Origin of the sequence: Leptolyngbya sp. FACHB-711 (genome assembly GCF_014695615.1) — a bacterium.
Lineage (GTDB): Bacteria > Cyanobacteriota > Cyanobacteriia > Elainellales > Elainellaceae > Leptolyngbya_A.
The window spans coordinates 1-14534 of sequence record NZ_JACJOR010000184.1; the positions used below are offsets into that span (position 1 = coordinate 1).

Genomic DNA, 14534 nt, shown 5'->3' on the forward strand with positions numbered 1-14534 from the left:
GCACCGATCAAGCCCTCGACCAAGCGATGACGGAAGCAGTTCAGTTCATTACTGAAGATGACGCCATTGGTTGGTTCAATCACTGTGGTCTATTCACATGAAATTTGCTGTAAGCTGCGGGAAGAGTTGCAGGGTGTACTGTTGCTCTGCAATGCATTCTTGAATTGATTTATGTCCTGCTGCAACACCTCCTTGATTGGTGATGCCCACAATGATCCATTCATCAAAATAAGAATAAGCGCAGCGTCAGCCCCCTCGATCGCCTGCTGATCCTGAGGATGCTGAAAGTATTGCTGCCCGCTAAGGGGTTCTCAAAGTGTACCGTCGAGGTCTACCAGGAGTAGGGACATCGTTTTGCATCGGTAAAATCATTGTACGACCATCCTATGCAAGGAACAGTTTCCCTTCCCTCATACTAATGGTATGACTGTGAAGACGATCACCCCACCTTCAGAATGAGCTACTGATAAAGTTGTTATATTATTCAAACCACTCTAGCCTTGTTTGCCTAAAAGGGTGAGGTTATAAACTGGAGGGAAAGGTGCCTGGAACTTCTGCGGCTTTGAGTTTATAGGGTTGATGCGAAGCCGTTTCTCCTCCGGGATGATCGAGTGGTTCGACTGCGCTTGTATTGTCAATGTGGATCACAGCATCAAATTGAGCTGGAAGTTGAGCCTGAAAATAATGGCTTCTTCGCTCGGTTCGAGGTGAATAAATCACGCCGATCGCCCGTTCGAGTCGCGGTTGTCGCAGCCCTGCAACAGCTGAATTTTGATCGCGCAGGTCGAGCCAGAATTGCGGCAATTCAACCTGGTGCAAAATCGTTTCGTAGCTTTCCGGTAGAGCCGGACGCAACTGCTTAAATTTTGGCGGATCACCCCAGTGAGAGGCAGCCGCAACTGTACCGCTGTAAGTGGTGAACCCGACTAAGAAGGCATCTTGTCCATAGCGTTCTCGCACCAGTTGCCCCAGGTTCCACTCCCCTAACTTCTTCATGTCGGTTGCCCGTGCATCTCCCAAGTGAGAATTGTGTGCCCAGACGACAACCTTGGGCAGTTTGCCCTGTCGTTCTAGATGAGCCGCCAAATGGTCTAATGTCTCTGCCATGTGACGATCGCGCACATTCCAGGAACTTACTCGACGTTGAAACATTGAACGGTAATAGGCTTCTGCATTTTTGACTAAACGAGCATTCTGTTCAGCATCAAAAAATTCGTCTTCTGCTACGTTGCCATCAGGTTGGGCATATTCTTCCCGACGACGCTGCAATTCCATTAACTGATTTACAGCTTCATCTTCACAAGGAGCGTTTAAACCAGAGGTCGCCGCATACCCATAGCTTTCTGAATCCTCGCCCGCATGGTCAAAGCAGGAATAGCGATGACGAGCTTGTTTTGCCGCTTCGGGGTCAACCTGCTCCAGATAAGTCAACACCGCTTCCATTGAAGCAAACATGCTGTAGAGATCGAGCCCGTAGAAGCCCACTTTTGCCCCATAATCAGGCAAGGTATCGTTGTGCTGACGTAACCAGGTCACGAAATCGAGCACATCAGTATTTCGCCACATCCATAGCGGAAAGTCATCGAGATCGTCTAGTGCTTCTCTTGCCGTTGTATCTTTGCTAATGCCCCGAACAAAGCGATCGACCCGGTCAGCATTGGGAAAATCCGCTTCCACTGCCACTGCGATAAAGCCCTTCTCCTGAATCAGGCGTTTTGTAATTTCTGCTCGCTGCTGATAAAACTCATGAGTTCCATGAGATGCTTCTCCAATCAGCACAAATCGAGCATCCCCGATCGCTTTCAGCAAAGCATCATAGTCTTGGGCTGACCCGGTTAAGGGATACGCAGCTTGCTGAATAGCATCGACTAAACTAGCAATTCCCTCTTGCGACATGATTCTCAACCTCCGGTTGCTATAACTCCATCATGCTGAAATACGCTTGTTCAGGTATCGACCAAACGCCATATTGAGCGCTGGTAACAGCACCCCCGCCAGTCCTAAATCTTGTAATGGTTGAGAATGGTTTGGGAGATAATCTCAGCTCTGCTTCACATCTTCATTGGGCTGACAATAGAAAACAGCGGTTGCAACACTCAAACGATAGAACCACTATTCAACAACGCCATTTTTTTTACTGAACGACAGCAACAAGCGGAATGGCGATGATAAACTCTGTTCCTACACCGGGAGTAGAAATGTAATCGAGTTTGCCACCGTGTTGTCCGACCACAATTTGATAGCAAATTGATAATCCTAAGCCTGTTCCTTTTCCGACAGGTTTGGTTGTAAAGAACGGATCAAAGAGTTTGCCTTTGATTGATTCTGGAATACCCATTCCATTATCTGAAATTCGGACAATTACCTGTTGAGTTTTATCTAATTCAGTTGATATGGTGACTTGTCCTGGATTCTGCTGCACTTCCTGAAGTGTCATCTGACTATTGCGCTGATCGATCGCATCAAGCGCGTTCGTCAAAATGTTCATAAATACTTGATTGATCTGTCCTGCATAACACTCGGTAAGAGGCAAGTTTGCGTAATGCTTCACAAGCCGAATTTCAGGGATTTCATGCTTCGCTTTGAAGCGGTATTTCAGAATTAGCAGAGTACTATCAATACCTTGATTGAGGTCAACCTGTTTTGTCTCGGCTTCGTCAAGGCGGGAGAAGTTACGCAGAGTGGTTACAATTTCTCGAATCCGACGAGTGCCTTCTTGCATTGATTCCAGCATTTGAGGTGCATCTTGCATCAAAAAGGCTAAGTCAATTTCTTCGGCATACTGCTGAATTTCAGTGGCGGGATGAGCGTAGTGCTTTTGATAAAGGCTCAAGGTTGTGAGCAATTCTTCTACATAGCTCTTCGCGTGATTCAGATTGCCATGAATAAAGTTAACAGGATTGTTAATTTCATGAGCTACGCCCGCTACCATCTGCCCTAAGCTAGACATCTTCTCAGTTTGTATCAATTGTGCCTGAGTCTGCTGCAAATCGCGCAATGCCTCCGAAAGTTCCAGGGTACGCTGGTGAACTCGATTTTCTAAATCTGCATTGGTTTGTTCAAGTTCGTGGTTTGCCGACTCTAGTGCCCGGAAAGAATCACGCAGTTGTTGAGCCATTTGATTAAAGGAATGGGCAAGTTCCTCAAACTCTCGAACATGGTCAGGTTGCACAACCAGGTCAAGTTCTCCAGCTGCGATCGCCCTTGATGCAACATTTAATCGTGCGATCGGTTGAGCAATCCAGCGGGAGGTGTAGATTCCTAAAAGCGTAGCGGTTCCCAGTGCGATCAGACAGAGCCAGATGGTGATGCGCGTGTTGTCTTGGATTTGTCCCATAAAATCGGCTTCAGGCACGGCAACCACGACCAGCCAATCTAGCCCCCAAGCATCGCTCCACGGTGTCACTTGCAGAAATTGACGTTGCCCATTCTGCCAAAACTCAAGCTGCTGCTGCGACTTAATTTGGCTCAAATCTTGAAACTGCTGCTGCATATACTGCACCGATGCTTGAATCAGCGGATCGCGGCTCTCCGTACCTCGTAAACGCTGTGGCTTGTTGTTCACAAGTCGATAAGGTTCCTCGTCGGCTGAGCTACCCACTAGCAAACCGTTCCGTTCCAGAATAAAGGTTCGCCCAGAAGTACTTACGGAAAGCTGACGCAGGAAACTACTGATTTCCCAGGTTCGTAATTCCGTCCAGGAAATATACTTCAAACGATCATTTGCATCATAGATGGGGTAGGTTGCTGCCAGCGACAGATGGTAAGGCGGGTCGATCCACTGAAATAAATTCCAGATCGGTTTTTTCTGCTCCACCGTTTGCTGATACCAGGGTTCCTGCTTAAAGTCGAACGTTTTGTTCACTAAATCCAGCGTTGCAGGTTCACCCTGGCTGTTTACCTGGTAGATATAAACGTCGTTATTACCAAACCGCTGAGGCGACAGGATATCGATCGTCACTGGGCTGTTGCGTTCAAATCGACCCACGCCAATAAAATTGCCCGATTCGGAAACCAGGTTGATGTATCCCAGGTTGTAGACCTGCATTTGCTGCCAAAAATACCGCCCTAGCAGATCTAAGTCTTCGGGATTCAGTGCCTTAAGTTCAATTGCTTTTGCATTAAGCTGTGCAATTTGCCGCCCAGTGAAAATAAAATCATCCAGGTGCTGATTAATGCGATTGCTAACGCTCCGCTGCAACTGCACAGCTAAGTCATTTATAGCTCGTTGTCCATTGCGAATCGAAAGGTAACCAGTTAAGCCAACGGCAGCAAAAATCTGTAGCACAAAGGGAACTACCAGTATCACCTGTAAAGGAATTCCCTGACGAGAGCCAATTTTTGCTTTTAACTGCTTTCCCACAATTCTGCTCCAGAACATTCGTGACGTAAAAAGGGTTTTACCCTATCGTCTGCTTTGCAGTTCACGAATTAACGGAGTTTTGCAGGTCAAATATGGTACGTCTTCCTGTCACCGTTGAGCAAGCAAAATTCTTCTAATTAACGACCTGCGCTTACAGGACGAGCGTAAGAACTCTTTCAATGTCTCTTAGTGTTCCCAGTTTGAATAAAGCGATCGCACCTGAGAGCCGGGATGGGTCAAGACAGTCCTGCTTTCTGCCTGGTGAACAGAGGTCTAAGGGCATGCGCCAATAGAACCCTCGCCGCTAGCGTAGGTTGTCATCGATCCTGCCAAGGCAAGCCCACAGAAGCAAATTTGGCGTTGCTGAATAAGCGTATGATACGCCCCCCTAGCCCCCCAACTTTGGGGGGAACCAGAATTCAAAGTCCCCCAATGCTGGGGGATTTAGGGGGCGATGCAGAAGCTAAATTTACACCGTTCATATCCTGATTCAGCAACGCCGCAAATTTTATTGCAGGTAGCTGAAGGTTTTGTGATAAATGCTGCTAATAAAGTCTCCTGCGGTAATGGGCGCGTACCGAGCCGGATTCTCAGGACTGGTGCAGGAGGGAAACACCTCAATCACCGTGTCATAGTTAGGGGCAAAGAAGAGTGTTGTCACATAGCGATCGCGGTTAGAGCGATTCAGTGCCCGATGGATGTTTGACTGAAATCGATTATTGGTCCAGCGTGCCATCTGGTCACCAATATTAATGACGAAAGTGCCGGGAATGGGAGGTGCTGCAATCCACTCCCCTGCACTGTTTAAAACCTGCAAGCCCTTAACGTCCTCCTGTGCCAGAATTGTGAAGCACTCATAGTCGGTATGGGCACCGAGGCTGATCTGACGCTCGTGAATTACCCCCCTGCAGGGAGGATAATGAGACAGGCGAAGTTGGGCTAAGGGTTTCGTCGTTTTGTTATCGAAGAAAGTCTCAGGCAGATCGAGTGCCAGGGCAAAGGCGCGAAATATTCTCGTCCCCAATTGCCGAAGTTCACTATAGTAACGCTCGATCGCTTCCTGAAAGCCGCACAGATGAGTAGGGTAAACGTTCGGGCCATATAGCCACTTTCCTGCCAGCACATCTGGATCGTCCGCAGGCAGATTCAGGGAAAAATCCAGTGCCTCTTTCAAATCAGGTTCAGCGGTTACATCGACGCGCTCTTCCAGAAAGGGTACATAGCCACGATGGTTAGAAGATTTGGAGATGTGAATTTCCATTTTTTCCGCCAAAGGCAGCGAAAAGAAACGTTTGGACTGAGCAAAGGAGTGATCAATAACAGACTGAGGAACGCCGTGATTTTTAATGTAGAAAAAGCCAACCTCTAGGCAGGCTTGACAAATTTGATTGGCAACCTGCTGCCGATCGGCAACGCGATCACTGCTCATCAATGCAAAATCAATTAAGGGAATCGTATCAAATGGAATTTGCTTGGCAGTGATACTCTCAGTGAGGACTTGTCGAATTCCGTTTCCAGTTTCGATTGCTCGCATCGGCAAATCCTTCATAAGATGAATTTGATAATTTGTGATGTTGAGAGAGGAAAAGGGTTCTGCTTTTACAAGAAAAACCTTGCCGCTTTTCCCTTTTTAGGTTCGAGATTCAAGCAGATTGGATGGCATTAATTAAGGCTGGAATCATTGAATGCTGCTAACCAGGTTCTCTGGAAGTGGGGAATTCCATCTTCTAAACCCGCCGCAAATTGTAGAACGCCATAAGCCTGCGATCGAACGCTGGACTGCAATAGCCGCACTGCGCCAAAGTCTTCTTGCAGCACCCGATCGAACTCTGCCCGAAAACTGTCGCGGTTATAGGGAAAAGCGGTTTGCTGCGATCGTGTTTGATAAATTAACACTTCAAATCGTGTCTGAGTTGCGCTCAGAGGTAGCAGTCGAAAAACCGACACATTATCTCTGGCAGTGTTCACCATCCAGTTTGGAAAGATAAACCCTTGATAAGACTTGTGCTGTGGTTCTCCGGCAAATACCTGGTGTTGCTTAATAGAATCCTGAGCTGCATACCCTACACAAATTTGATAGTGCCGCCCGGTAATTGTCGCCTGAATATTGCGCGGATCAAAGCACTGTAAACTCTTGCCGTGAACCGTCGAGAGATGGTATGACTCCAGGTAATTTTCCACCAGAAATTTCCAGTTCACAGGTTCCTCATAAAACCAGGAATCTACCCGCTCCAGTTCTTTCCAGTCATGGTCATACTGCTCCAGGTATGCCGGAAAGCCTGCCAGGTAAGTCTGCAAAGATTCACCTGTGGGGGTCAGATTCACAAAAACAAAGCCTCCCCACGTATCAACCTGCGCTAAGCGCAACTGCACCGCCGATCGATCAATCCCTGGAAAGCACTGCAATTGAGGCAATCCCAGCAGGTTTCCTTCTAGACTAAATCGCCATGCGTGATAAGGACATCGGACTTGGTGGCAATTACCCTGATCGACCAGCAACTGTGCTCCCCGATGAGGGCAAACATTGTGAAAAGCCCGCAGGCTCCCATTTTCAGTGCGAATGACAAACAGCGATTGGTCTCCGACTGTACAGGTGAAATAATCCCCAAAATTTTGAACCTGCGATTCTCGACCGACCATTTGCCAGGTATGGTTCCACGATCGCATCTCCTGCTCGAACACATCTGTTTTGTAATAAGCGCGCCCTGGCAGCCCAAACCTGTGAAAATACTCCGATGAGCTACCAGAATCATCGAGCAAATGCTTTGAGGACTGAGCGAGATGATTCATCAAAGACTCCTGATGTTTTACCAAATGAAGAAGCTGTTCGTGTCGATCTGCTTGTGCCAATTTGGAATGAGGTTTCGATACAGAAGGCGAGTGAAAACCTGATCTAATTGTCTTTAACGATAACGATACACTGGCTCTACGATTTGCTGAGTCAACGCCTCTGCTGCCAAGCCCGACCACCACGCATCCATTGCCGTCAACATCGCACGAAAGCCAATTTCAAACGCCTTAAAATGCTCAGGTTTGAGATGATGTGCGATCGCCTTTCGCAAATTTGCTTCGTGTTCTGGTTCCCACTCATTGAGATGCATCTCAAAGAAATACCGTAGCTGTTCTGGCATTGCTCCTTCCAGCAATAAATTCAGCATTCGGACAATGATTTGCAACTCTGGCACTGCAGTTGCTTCCACTGCGAAAGCAGCACCAGACAAGTAAGCAATGGGTTGATGGGTCATCGCCTCCAACCGTTCAAGTAGGGCTGCGGTTGCCGTTGAAGGGACAACTGCTTTAATAGGCACCTTCAAAGCCGTCTCTAACCCCTCCGCTAGCAAATCAGCATGAGGAATTCCCTGCGTTTTGCTGCCGAGCTCCTCAGCAAGATTATCGTCCAGTTCCTTCATAGCAACATCCCAGCCAGCGATCGACGCTTGATTACGCATTGCTTCAAGAAGTACCACCAATGCTTTGGGAAGAATTGAGTACTGCTGCAAGATACAGGTGATTTGAGTAACATTGGCAGCACCCGAAATTCGCACAACTGGATTTTTTTCAGCGTGAACCGCTACATACTCCTCAGACATAGTTTGGCAGAGCCGTAAAGTCAAAGCGTTGAACTCATTCATGGTCAAACACTCTATTTTTAGATGGATTGTGACATTAGGGATTATCAGTTCAGCTCTCTCAAAGCTGATTCAAACCAATGAAAAAGTTGACTGCTTGCACAAACGTTAAGAAATAGGTAGATATCCCAGATTTGCGAGCGAAATGATGTGTTTTAGAAACTGTAACAACACTGAGAAGGGGTAGATTGCAGCAGCTGATGAGTAGCTTCACTGGGAATATATATTAAATTACATTCCCCAACTCCTAAGGGAGATCCGTAGATTTGTGGAATTATCAAAGAACGAATAGAGAAACCTAAGTGAGGATACTCGGAAGCAACGTAAAGATTTCTTGAAGAAACGCCGTTTTACGTAGAATTACGGGCATTCCACAACTCGCATTTTTTTGACATAACCACAAAATCTCGAAAAAGTTCACCCTGCGGTTGCATCGCAAAAACTGCTTGGTAGTGCGTTAAATTAATATGGGATAGGCGGCAATATCGTACTAATCCCACAACCGTGTCGTTAATCCTGCTTGCTGCGCAGCAGTGGATTTGAAGCGACTGTGTTGCCAGATCCAATTGACGTAACTGGTCACCAATCGAGTCTCACTTTGGTTTGTTCCCGCACCTTGCCAAATTGGTTCTGTCGTCAATGCCATCTTCCGGTTTGTTGTCGAATTGTGCCATTCGTCCGCTCTAATCGTTGGATTTTGTCTTTGCCAATGTAGTGTCTAATGTCGGGTGGCAAGACGCGTTCGTATCCATCTCAGTCATCGGTGTCGAACTGCTTGTATATGATTTTTCCTTCTGTGTTGATGACCCATTGCTCAATGAATGCATCGGTGTGTCTGCCCATCCTGGCAGCGAGCAGAGAGGGGACCTACCCCAGAGGCTGAACGGGTAAGTTGCCTCGTTGGGGTCTGTCTTTGCCTGTTCCTTGATTGCTTGGGTTAGCTTGCTGATTTCCTCATCAAGTTTCTTCCAAATATTTCAATAAGATTCAATTACGATTTTGGGTTCAGTTGCCGTAACACAGTTAGGCAGTTCTTGAACCAACTTGTGGCTTATGGTTCGATTTTTATCAGACTCAATCAATTCCCACTGACGAAATTTCATTCTGATCTTATTTTTGACGGCTGCTCGGTCTTCAACTAATTGCTGTCTCGTTCGCGTTAGCATCCGACGTTTGTTGTTCTTGCTGTGCGCTTGGAATGCGATTGCCCTTTAGCCTTCCTGCCTCGAGCAGTTTGGCATTACCTTTTGTCTTATACAATCCAGCATGGGAACATCCATTTCTGCCTCATCCACGCGCTGGAGGAGCACTTCGACCGCCTCAGGTTCGGGCAACTATTCCGGCAGGGGTTGGTTCACTCGCTTCAGGTGGCGAGACTTTTTTAACTCTTCAATGACCGTTGTGGGGCTAATTCCCAACACACGAACCGTGTCCCGAATGCCACTGCCATTGACTGCCATATCCGCAATTTGTTGTTTGACCTCCGGCCAATAGCCCCGGTAAGAATAGTGCCGGATAAAGGTGCTGCGGGGGCAGTAAGGATTGCGGCACTTGTAGCGTTGTTTGCCCTCAGATGATTTGCCATGTTTAACCCCCTTAGAACCGTGACAAGCAGGACAAAGAACAGTTTCTAAAACCATCGGGACGTTTGGAGGTAGACATAGCTCTATTCTCCCTCGCTTCTACGGGTCTAGGACATTGTGATTGGGCTGTTTATCAATCGATACGAATTTGGATGAGCCGTTTGACTGATCCATAGTTCTGAAACGCTACCTTATTGTTTCTTCAGTCTCAAAGGGAGATTGAAGGAGTTCAATTTTAGTCTTGCTTGAGACTCACCTTTATTGTTTTAAGTCTATAAATAATAAAAATTTTCTCATTTTGAGACTAGTTTAGAAACACAGTAGACTCATTAAGAGACATTGTTGCAGCAGGGTAATGTTCTAGCCCCGCGGAAGGGGTTTAGATGGGAAGACTAAATTTATGGCGGTTCACAAATAGTCCGATGACGATGCCACGCATCTGCTCGGGCTTTGAAAAACAAATCGTTTTGCGGGCAAACCTTGGATTCGCGTTCGTAACGTCAGGTGTTTCCGTTCAATTCTTTGGGTGTAATGGCTGGGTAACCGGGCATAACCGCTCCAGCCATCGGTATAGAGTTGCTTGATTCCGAATGACGTTAACAATTGCATCAACAATTCCAGTGCTGCATCAGTATGCGATAGCAATACATCAGCCAAAACTTTTCCGATCGTATGATCAATTGCATTGCATAACATTTTTCTAAGTTTAATTGTTCTGAGTTTCTCTGAGTCTAACTTTTCGTTCATTTGCCAATTGTGGCTTTCGCAATTTTTTGATCGATCGCATTTAGCTTTAAAGTTCAATATTGGGTAGCTGCGATCGTTCATTAGGTTTTCATTGGGCGCTCATTGAAATTGCTTACATTAGATCCGATTAACCACGGACCATGTAAACGATACGGAGGCGAAGCTGCTTCATTTTTGTTCTGGGTATCTAAGCGGCTGGATGTTGAATAACTTGCGATACACTAGCGGTAGACTGGAGATGACTATTCGAGCAGGTAAAGCAGGGGGTAGAAAAGCAGGCAAAAATAGGGGTTAGAATCTAGTCCAAATCTAGTCCATGGATTTAAAGTGATGGCTAAAATGCTTTCAAATAGCTAAATTTGAAGAATCGAGTATTTGCGTAACCCGCAACTAGGCGAGAACGATTTTGTTGCGGCCTCATATGTGACTGCACCCATAAGTTGAGCAACTTGCTCACTTTATGCTTCTAAATAGAACTGCTCAACTGGCGTTGCTGAATCAGGATATGAACGGTGCAAATTTAGCTTCTGCATTGCCCCCTAAATCCCCCAATGCTGGGGGACTTTGAATTCTGGTTCCCCCAAAGTTGGGGGGCTAGGGGGGCGTATCATACTCCGATTCAGCAACACCGCTCAACTTATGGTTCCAATTGCCCTACCCTCAGTACCGGCGATCACTCTATGAGGCTTCCAATAATGGAACATTAACTAGAAATTAATTTCTGCTTGAGACCTATATACTTTTGCGACTTCAGGGTTCCGCTGAATAATCGGTTGTGCGTCGGAAAAGTGTGGGCAGGTAGAATAAAAGCGATGTTGTGGTGGTGTGTTTGCTATGCGCTGTCCCTTCTATGACCATACCAGAGTTTATAAACACGGTCGAACTCGTAAGGGTGTTCAACGCTTCCAATGTCCTGCCTGTCGCCAAACGTCCACCGAAACCCTCGACACGCTTTATACCAATTCTTGAAAATTGAACGACAGATGCTATAAGACGAATAGAGAGTTCAGTCATAACGGATGGTAGGAGTTTACAAACTGGAGATTCAAGAGAGTGAAGATGAGATCAAGCAGTTGCTAAGATCGCAGAAAACAGCAACTGGCCAAGAACGGATTCACTTGCTGTATCTGCTCAAAAGCAAGCCGGGTAAAACCATGCAACAAGCGGCATCATTTTGGGACGACACCGAGCTACGGTACAGGAATGGCTCAAACATGATCCGGAAGGAGGCATCGAGGAATGTTTCAAACTGGCGAAGAGTCAGTTGGGATTAGGGGATTATGAGGTGTGTTCTTGGCAGGGATGGCATCGACCCATGACCCTGGTTTTAGCGGCTCAAGTATTTCTGACCGTACTGCGTTCTCAATCTGACGCACAACCCGTTCTACAGACCTAATTTTCGCTATAGTTGAGGCAATCCATTACCTTTAATATTTCAATATGCTGCATCCGCAGGCATTATCTCTATGAACAACCAGATTTCTTCCCAAAAGCTCTGGCTAGCTTTAAGTTTGCTTGGTTCAGCCTATGCACTTATGGGATGGTACTTAGCAGCTCACCATATCTTTTGGCTAGTCAGTACATTTGTGGTAGGAACAACCCTCACGATCGCCTGGAGAAGCAATCCTGTTCTAGAGTGCTTAACCTGGCTAACCAAGCAGCAGGTATTCGTTCTTATCAGTGCCAGCCTGCTTTTTAGTCTGATCGTAGCATTAACACTTGTAGAACCGATATTGCTGAGCCTTATCCTCTTGCCACTGATCACATTGCTTTATGCACTTCTAGAAATGCGAGCTGCTGGATTAAAGCAACTGGACCTATTTTTATGGTTAGTGATCGTAGCAGGATTGGGGTTAGGAATCGGTGAAGTGGTCGATCTCTTTGTTGCGCCGAGTATGCGGTACTAAAGGAGGGCACTTCTACGTCTGAAGGAGATGATCAAAGTAATCCCCGATAACGAATAAATACTAGAATAACTGCCCATGACCCTAACGCAACCTTAATTGCAACCAGAATGTTGAGTAGAGGAACTACTCCACCACTAAGCAGTGCGCCCAGCTCTCCATGAGGCAACTCAATGCCTATCAGGGTGAACACTGCCAGTACAATAAACATCAGCACGGAAATTTTTTCCCAGGTTGCAGAGTGCCAGCGTTGATAAATTGACTCCATCCACTGCGAAGAGGAGGTGATTGACACCAATCCGATTGCAGTTCCGCCTGCAACGCCTGCTGCAAAGCCTCCTCCCGGGCTCAGATGCCCTCGAATTGCCAGTTCCACCCCCACGATTGCAGCAATTGTTGCTCCAAGTTGTGCCAGCACAATTGAAGGTTGATCACGAAATTGATAGATGCTACAAAACGGGCGTTCATTTGCTAATAGAAAGTGAGCACCCATGATGGCGATCGTAAACACGATAACCTCAAAAATTGTGTCGTATAGCCGATTTCTAAAAATGATGCCTGACACAGCATTTGGCACTCCACTATCCTGCACAACCGCTTCAACGATCGATAAATCAAAACCCCCTGCGGTTGGATTGGGCATGATGAGAAATTTGACGAATAGAGCAATGCCTGCCGCAATATAAAGCCATTTCATCTAATGCTTCTCCCCTGAGTCCTGTACAGTAACGTAAGCAAGACTGGTTGCGGAGGATACCAGTTCTGTTTGCAGAATGCTGTAAAGCCGACGAATGCGAGTGGCTGTGTGATAGGGTTTTTGTACAGATTCGGATGCTGGAGAAATTTGCTGGTTCAGTTGTCGTTGACCGATACAGGTTGCATGAACTTCTTTTTCTATCAATGCTTGACTTAAGGATTCTGGATCAGGGTAGGAAATCAGTTCAAGCCGCAAATAGTATCGACTGGCAATTGTTTTTAAGTCAGCAATTAAGTAGGCTAGGGGTTGATTATTATCTGTCTCGCTCAATGCACTTTTGAGTATACCAATCCGCATTACCAGAGACGAACGGACTGCTACGACATAAAGCGTAATCGCCAACATGGTTCCGACCAATGCTTCGGTTAATGCCACATCGGCTGCTCCTAAAATCGCATAGACTAGAGCTGCCACTGCTCCCAGAATGCCGCGCAATACCAAGGCATTGTAGGGGTTGACCTGAACAGTAAGCATCACCGCTGTCAGTGGCAGGAGCGCAACGATCGCATTAATGTAGCTAAAATCACTAGCGTTCATTATCTCCTCCACCACTAGAACAATATGCCAGTACATAGCCCAGTACCGTATTCCAGATTGCCAGAGAAATCAGGGCAAGAACGAGTAGCGACCATTCGCTAGGAATCTTCAGAAGCAGCCCGAAGATAATACTCATCGACCCAAGTGTATCGGCAACTGAAAGGCTATGCAGCTTAAATAAAACCGATTGCTTGCCAAGTAGGGGAAAAGTTCCCCAAAACCAGAAGACAATTCCCACAATAATGCAGGCATAGCTGAGGATGTTGATCATAATGCATTTATTCGTCTAATCACATGAGCTAGCAGCATTAATCCAGCATTTCCTACACTTAGGATAATGACTCCAACAACTCCAATCATCCAATCATCACGCAAAACAGAGACAACCAAAATCATCACGGATGTCTTCGTTGCGATGCTGGCAAAAGCTAGCATTTTCTGCCAAATATCCTCATCCTGTGAAGCTTCGTAGATAGGAATGAGTAAAGCCAGAATCATGGCAATAAGAATCAGGTTCATGTCCTCTTCCTCCGCTGCACTCGGTGAACTTCGTACCAACCTGCTTCGTGGTATTTCACCACAATTGTTTTGGGTGTAAAGGTAATTAGAAAGATATCTAGAAAAACGAGTCCGGGCGATCGCCTCGGTTTAACTCGCTCCATTGTGATCTCCTCTCGCGTATGGGGATGTAACATTAATTCAAATGCTTCCAAATATGCTTGAGGAATTGCCACAATAATTTCCCAGAGCACCCGCAGCCAATCTTTAAGCGCGCCAAAGGCAGTTTGAGAGTGTGGCAGTAGGAACGCAACACAAATACCGATGATGATATTTGCCACACTTAGATTGGCAGTGAGCAAAAACCAGATAACTAGTCGCAGGATGAGATTGAGATATCCGATCATGCTAGCACCATCCAAAAGAGCAGGATTAGCATCAAACTCATTACTCCAATCAGATGATCAAATTGCTCAAGCAAACGCGGTAACTTGAGAACGGTTTGTCGAAAGATTA

13 protein-coding genes and 2 pseudogenes are annotated in these 14534 nt (G+C 46.4%); 3 read left to right on the top strand and 12 right to left on the bottom strand.

The annotated features are described in order from the left end of the window. Positions 1-522: 522 nt before the first annotated feature. The 7 genes and pseudogenes from H6F80_RS06530 to H6F80_RS31130 all read right to left on the bottom strand — a co-directional run. Positions 523-1896, bottom strand: a complete 1374-nt coding sequence (locus H6F80_RS06530; RefSeq protein WP_190790780.1) for an erythromycin esterase family protein — start codon at positions 1894-1896, stop codon at positions 523-525. Positions 1897-2134: 238 nt separating this feature from the next. Further along, on the bottom strand, positions 2135-4363 hold the full coding sequence (locus H6F80_RS30650) for an ATP-binding protein (RefSeq protein WP_199296417.1): 2229 nt from the start codon (positions 4361-4363) through the stop codon (positions 2135-2137). Between the two features lie 508 nt (positions 4364-4871). Further along, entirely contained in the window at positions 4872-5897 is a 1026-nt protein-coding gene (locus tag H6F80_RS06540) for an isopenicillin N synthase family dioxygenase (protein WP_190790782.1), read from the bottom strand. A gap of 128 nt (positions 5898-6025) precedes the next feature. Further along, positions 6026-7153 carry an aromatic ring-hydroxylating oxygenase subunit alpha gene (locus H6F80_RS06545; protein WP_190790783.1) on the bottom strand — a complete coding sequence of 376 codons (1128 nt, stop codon included), beginning with the start codon at positions 7151-7153 and terminating at the stop codon, positions 6026-6028. 113 nt (positions 7154-7266) lie between these two features. Next, positions 7267-7995: a DUF3865 domain-containing protein gene (locus tag H6F80_RS06550; protein ID WP_190790784.1), complete on the bottom strand. Its 729-nt coding sequence runs from the start codon at positions 7993-7995 to the stop codon at positions 7267-7269. Positions 7996-9335: 1340 nt separating this feature from the next. Then, positions 9336-9632 (bottom strand): annotated as a pseudogene (locus tag H6F80_RS06555) (IS1-like element transposase); the annotation flags it as partial. A gap of 322 nt (positions 9633-9954) precedes the next feature. After that, positions 9955-10277 (bottom strand): annotated as a pseudogene (locus H6F80_RS31130) (IS1 family transposase); the annotation flags it as partial. Positions 10278-11156: 879 nt separating this feature from the next. On the opposite strand from H6F80_RS31130, the gene H6F80_RS31135 reads away from it, so the two are divergent. The 3 genes from H6F80_RS31135 to H6F80_RS06575 all read left to right on the top strand — a co-directional run bounded on the left by H6F80_RS31135 (position 11157) and on the right by H6F80_RS06575 (position 12229). Further along, positions 11157-11291: an IS1/IS1595 family N-terminal zinc-binding domain-containing protein gene (locus H6F80_RS31135; RefSeq protein WP_190790787.1), complete on the top strand. Its 135-nt coding sequence runs from the start codon at positions 11157-11159 to the stop codon at positions 11289-11291. 205 nt (positions 11292-11496) lie between these two features. Continuing rightward, on the top strand, positions 11497-11718 hold the full coding sequence (locus tag H6F80_RS06570; protein ID WP_190790788.1) for a hypothetical protein: 222 nt from the start codon (positions 11497-11499) through the stop codon (positions 11716-11718). A gap of 70 nt (positions 11719-11788) precedes the next feature. Next, positions 11789-12229 carry a hypothetical protein gene (locus H6F80_RS06575; RefSeq protein WP_190790789.1) on the top strand — a complete coding sequence of 147 codons (441 nt, stop codon included), beginning with the start codon at positions 11789-11791 and terminating at the stop codon, positions 12227-12229. A gap of 31 nt (positions 12230-12260) precedes the next feature. On the opposite strand, the gene H6F80_RS06580 is transcribed toward H6F80_RS06575, so the two are convergent. The 5 genes from H6F80_RS06580 to H6F80_RS06600 are packed head-to-tail and all read right to left on the bottom strand — an operon-like array spanning position 12261 to position 14425. Beyond that, on the bottom strand, positions 12261-12923 hold the full coding sequence (locus tag H6F80_RS06580) for a Na(+)/H(+) antiporter subunit B (protein WP_190790790.1): 663 nt from the start codon (positions 12921-12923) through the stop codon (positions 12261-12263). Next, positions 12924-13520, bottom strand: coding sequence for a DUF4040 domain-containing protein (locus tag H6F80_RS06585; RefSeq protein ID WP_190790791.1), 597 nt, complete (start codon positions 13518-13520; stop codon positions 12924-12926). After that, a complete protein-coding gene (locus H6F80_RS06590) occupies positions 13510-13791 on the bottom strand; it encodes a monovalent cation/H(+) antiporter subunit G (protein WP_190790792.1) in 282 nt (93 codons plus the stop codon). The genes H6F80_RS06585 and H6F80_RS06590 overlap by 11 nt, the downstream gene beginning before the upstream one ends. Continuing rightward, complete coding sequence (locus H6F80_RS06595) at positions 13788-14039, bottom strand: hypothetical protein (RefSeq protein WP_190790793.1); 252 nt, start codon at positions 14037-14039, stop codon at positions 13788-13790. The genes H6F80_RS06590 and H6F80_RS06595 overlap by 4 nt, the downstream gene beginning before the upstream one ends. Then, positions 14036-14425, bottom strand: coding sequence for a Na+/H+ antiporter subunit E (locus H6F80_RS06600; protein WP_190790794.1), 390 nt, complete (start codon positions 14423-14425; stop codon positions 14036-14038). Before H6F80_RS06600 ends, H6F80_RS06595 begins: the two co-directional genes overlap by 4 nt. Positions 14426-14534 lie beyond the last annotated feature (109 nt).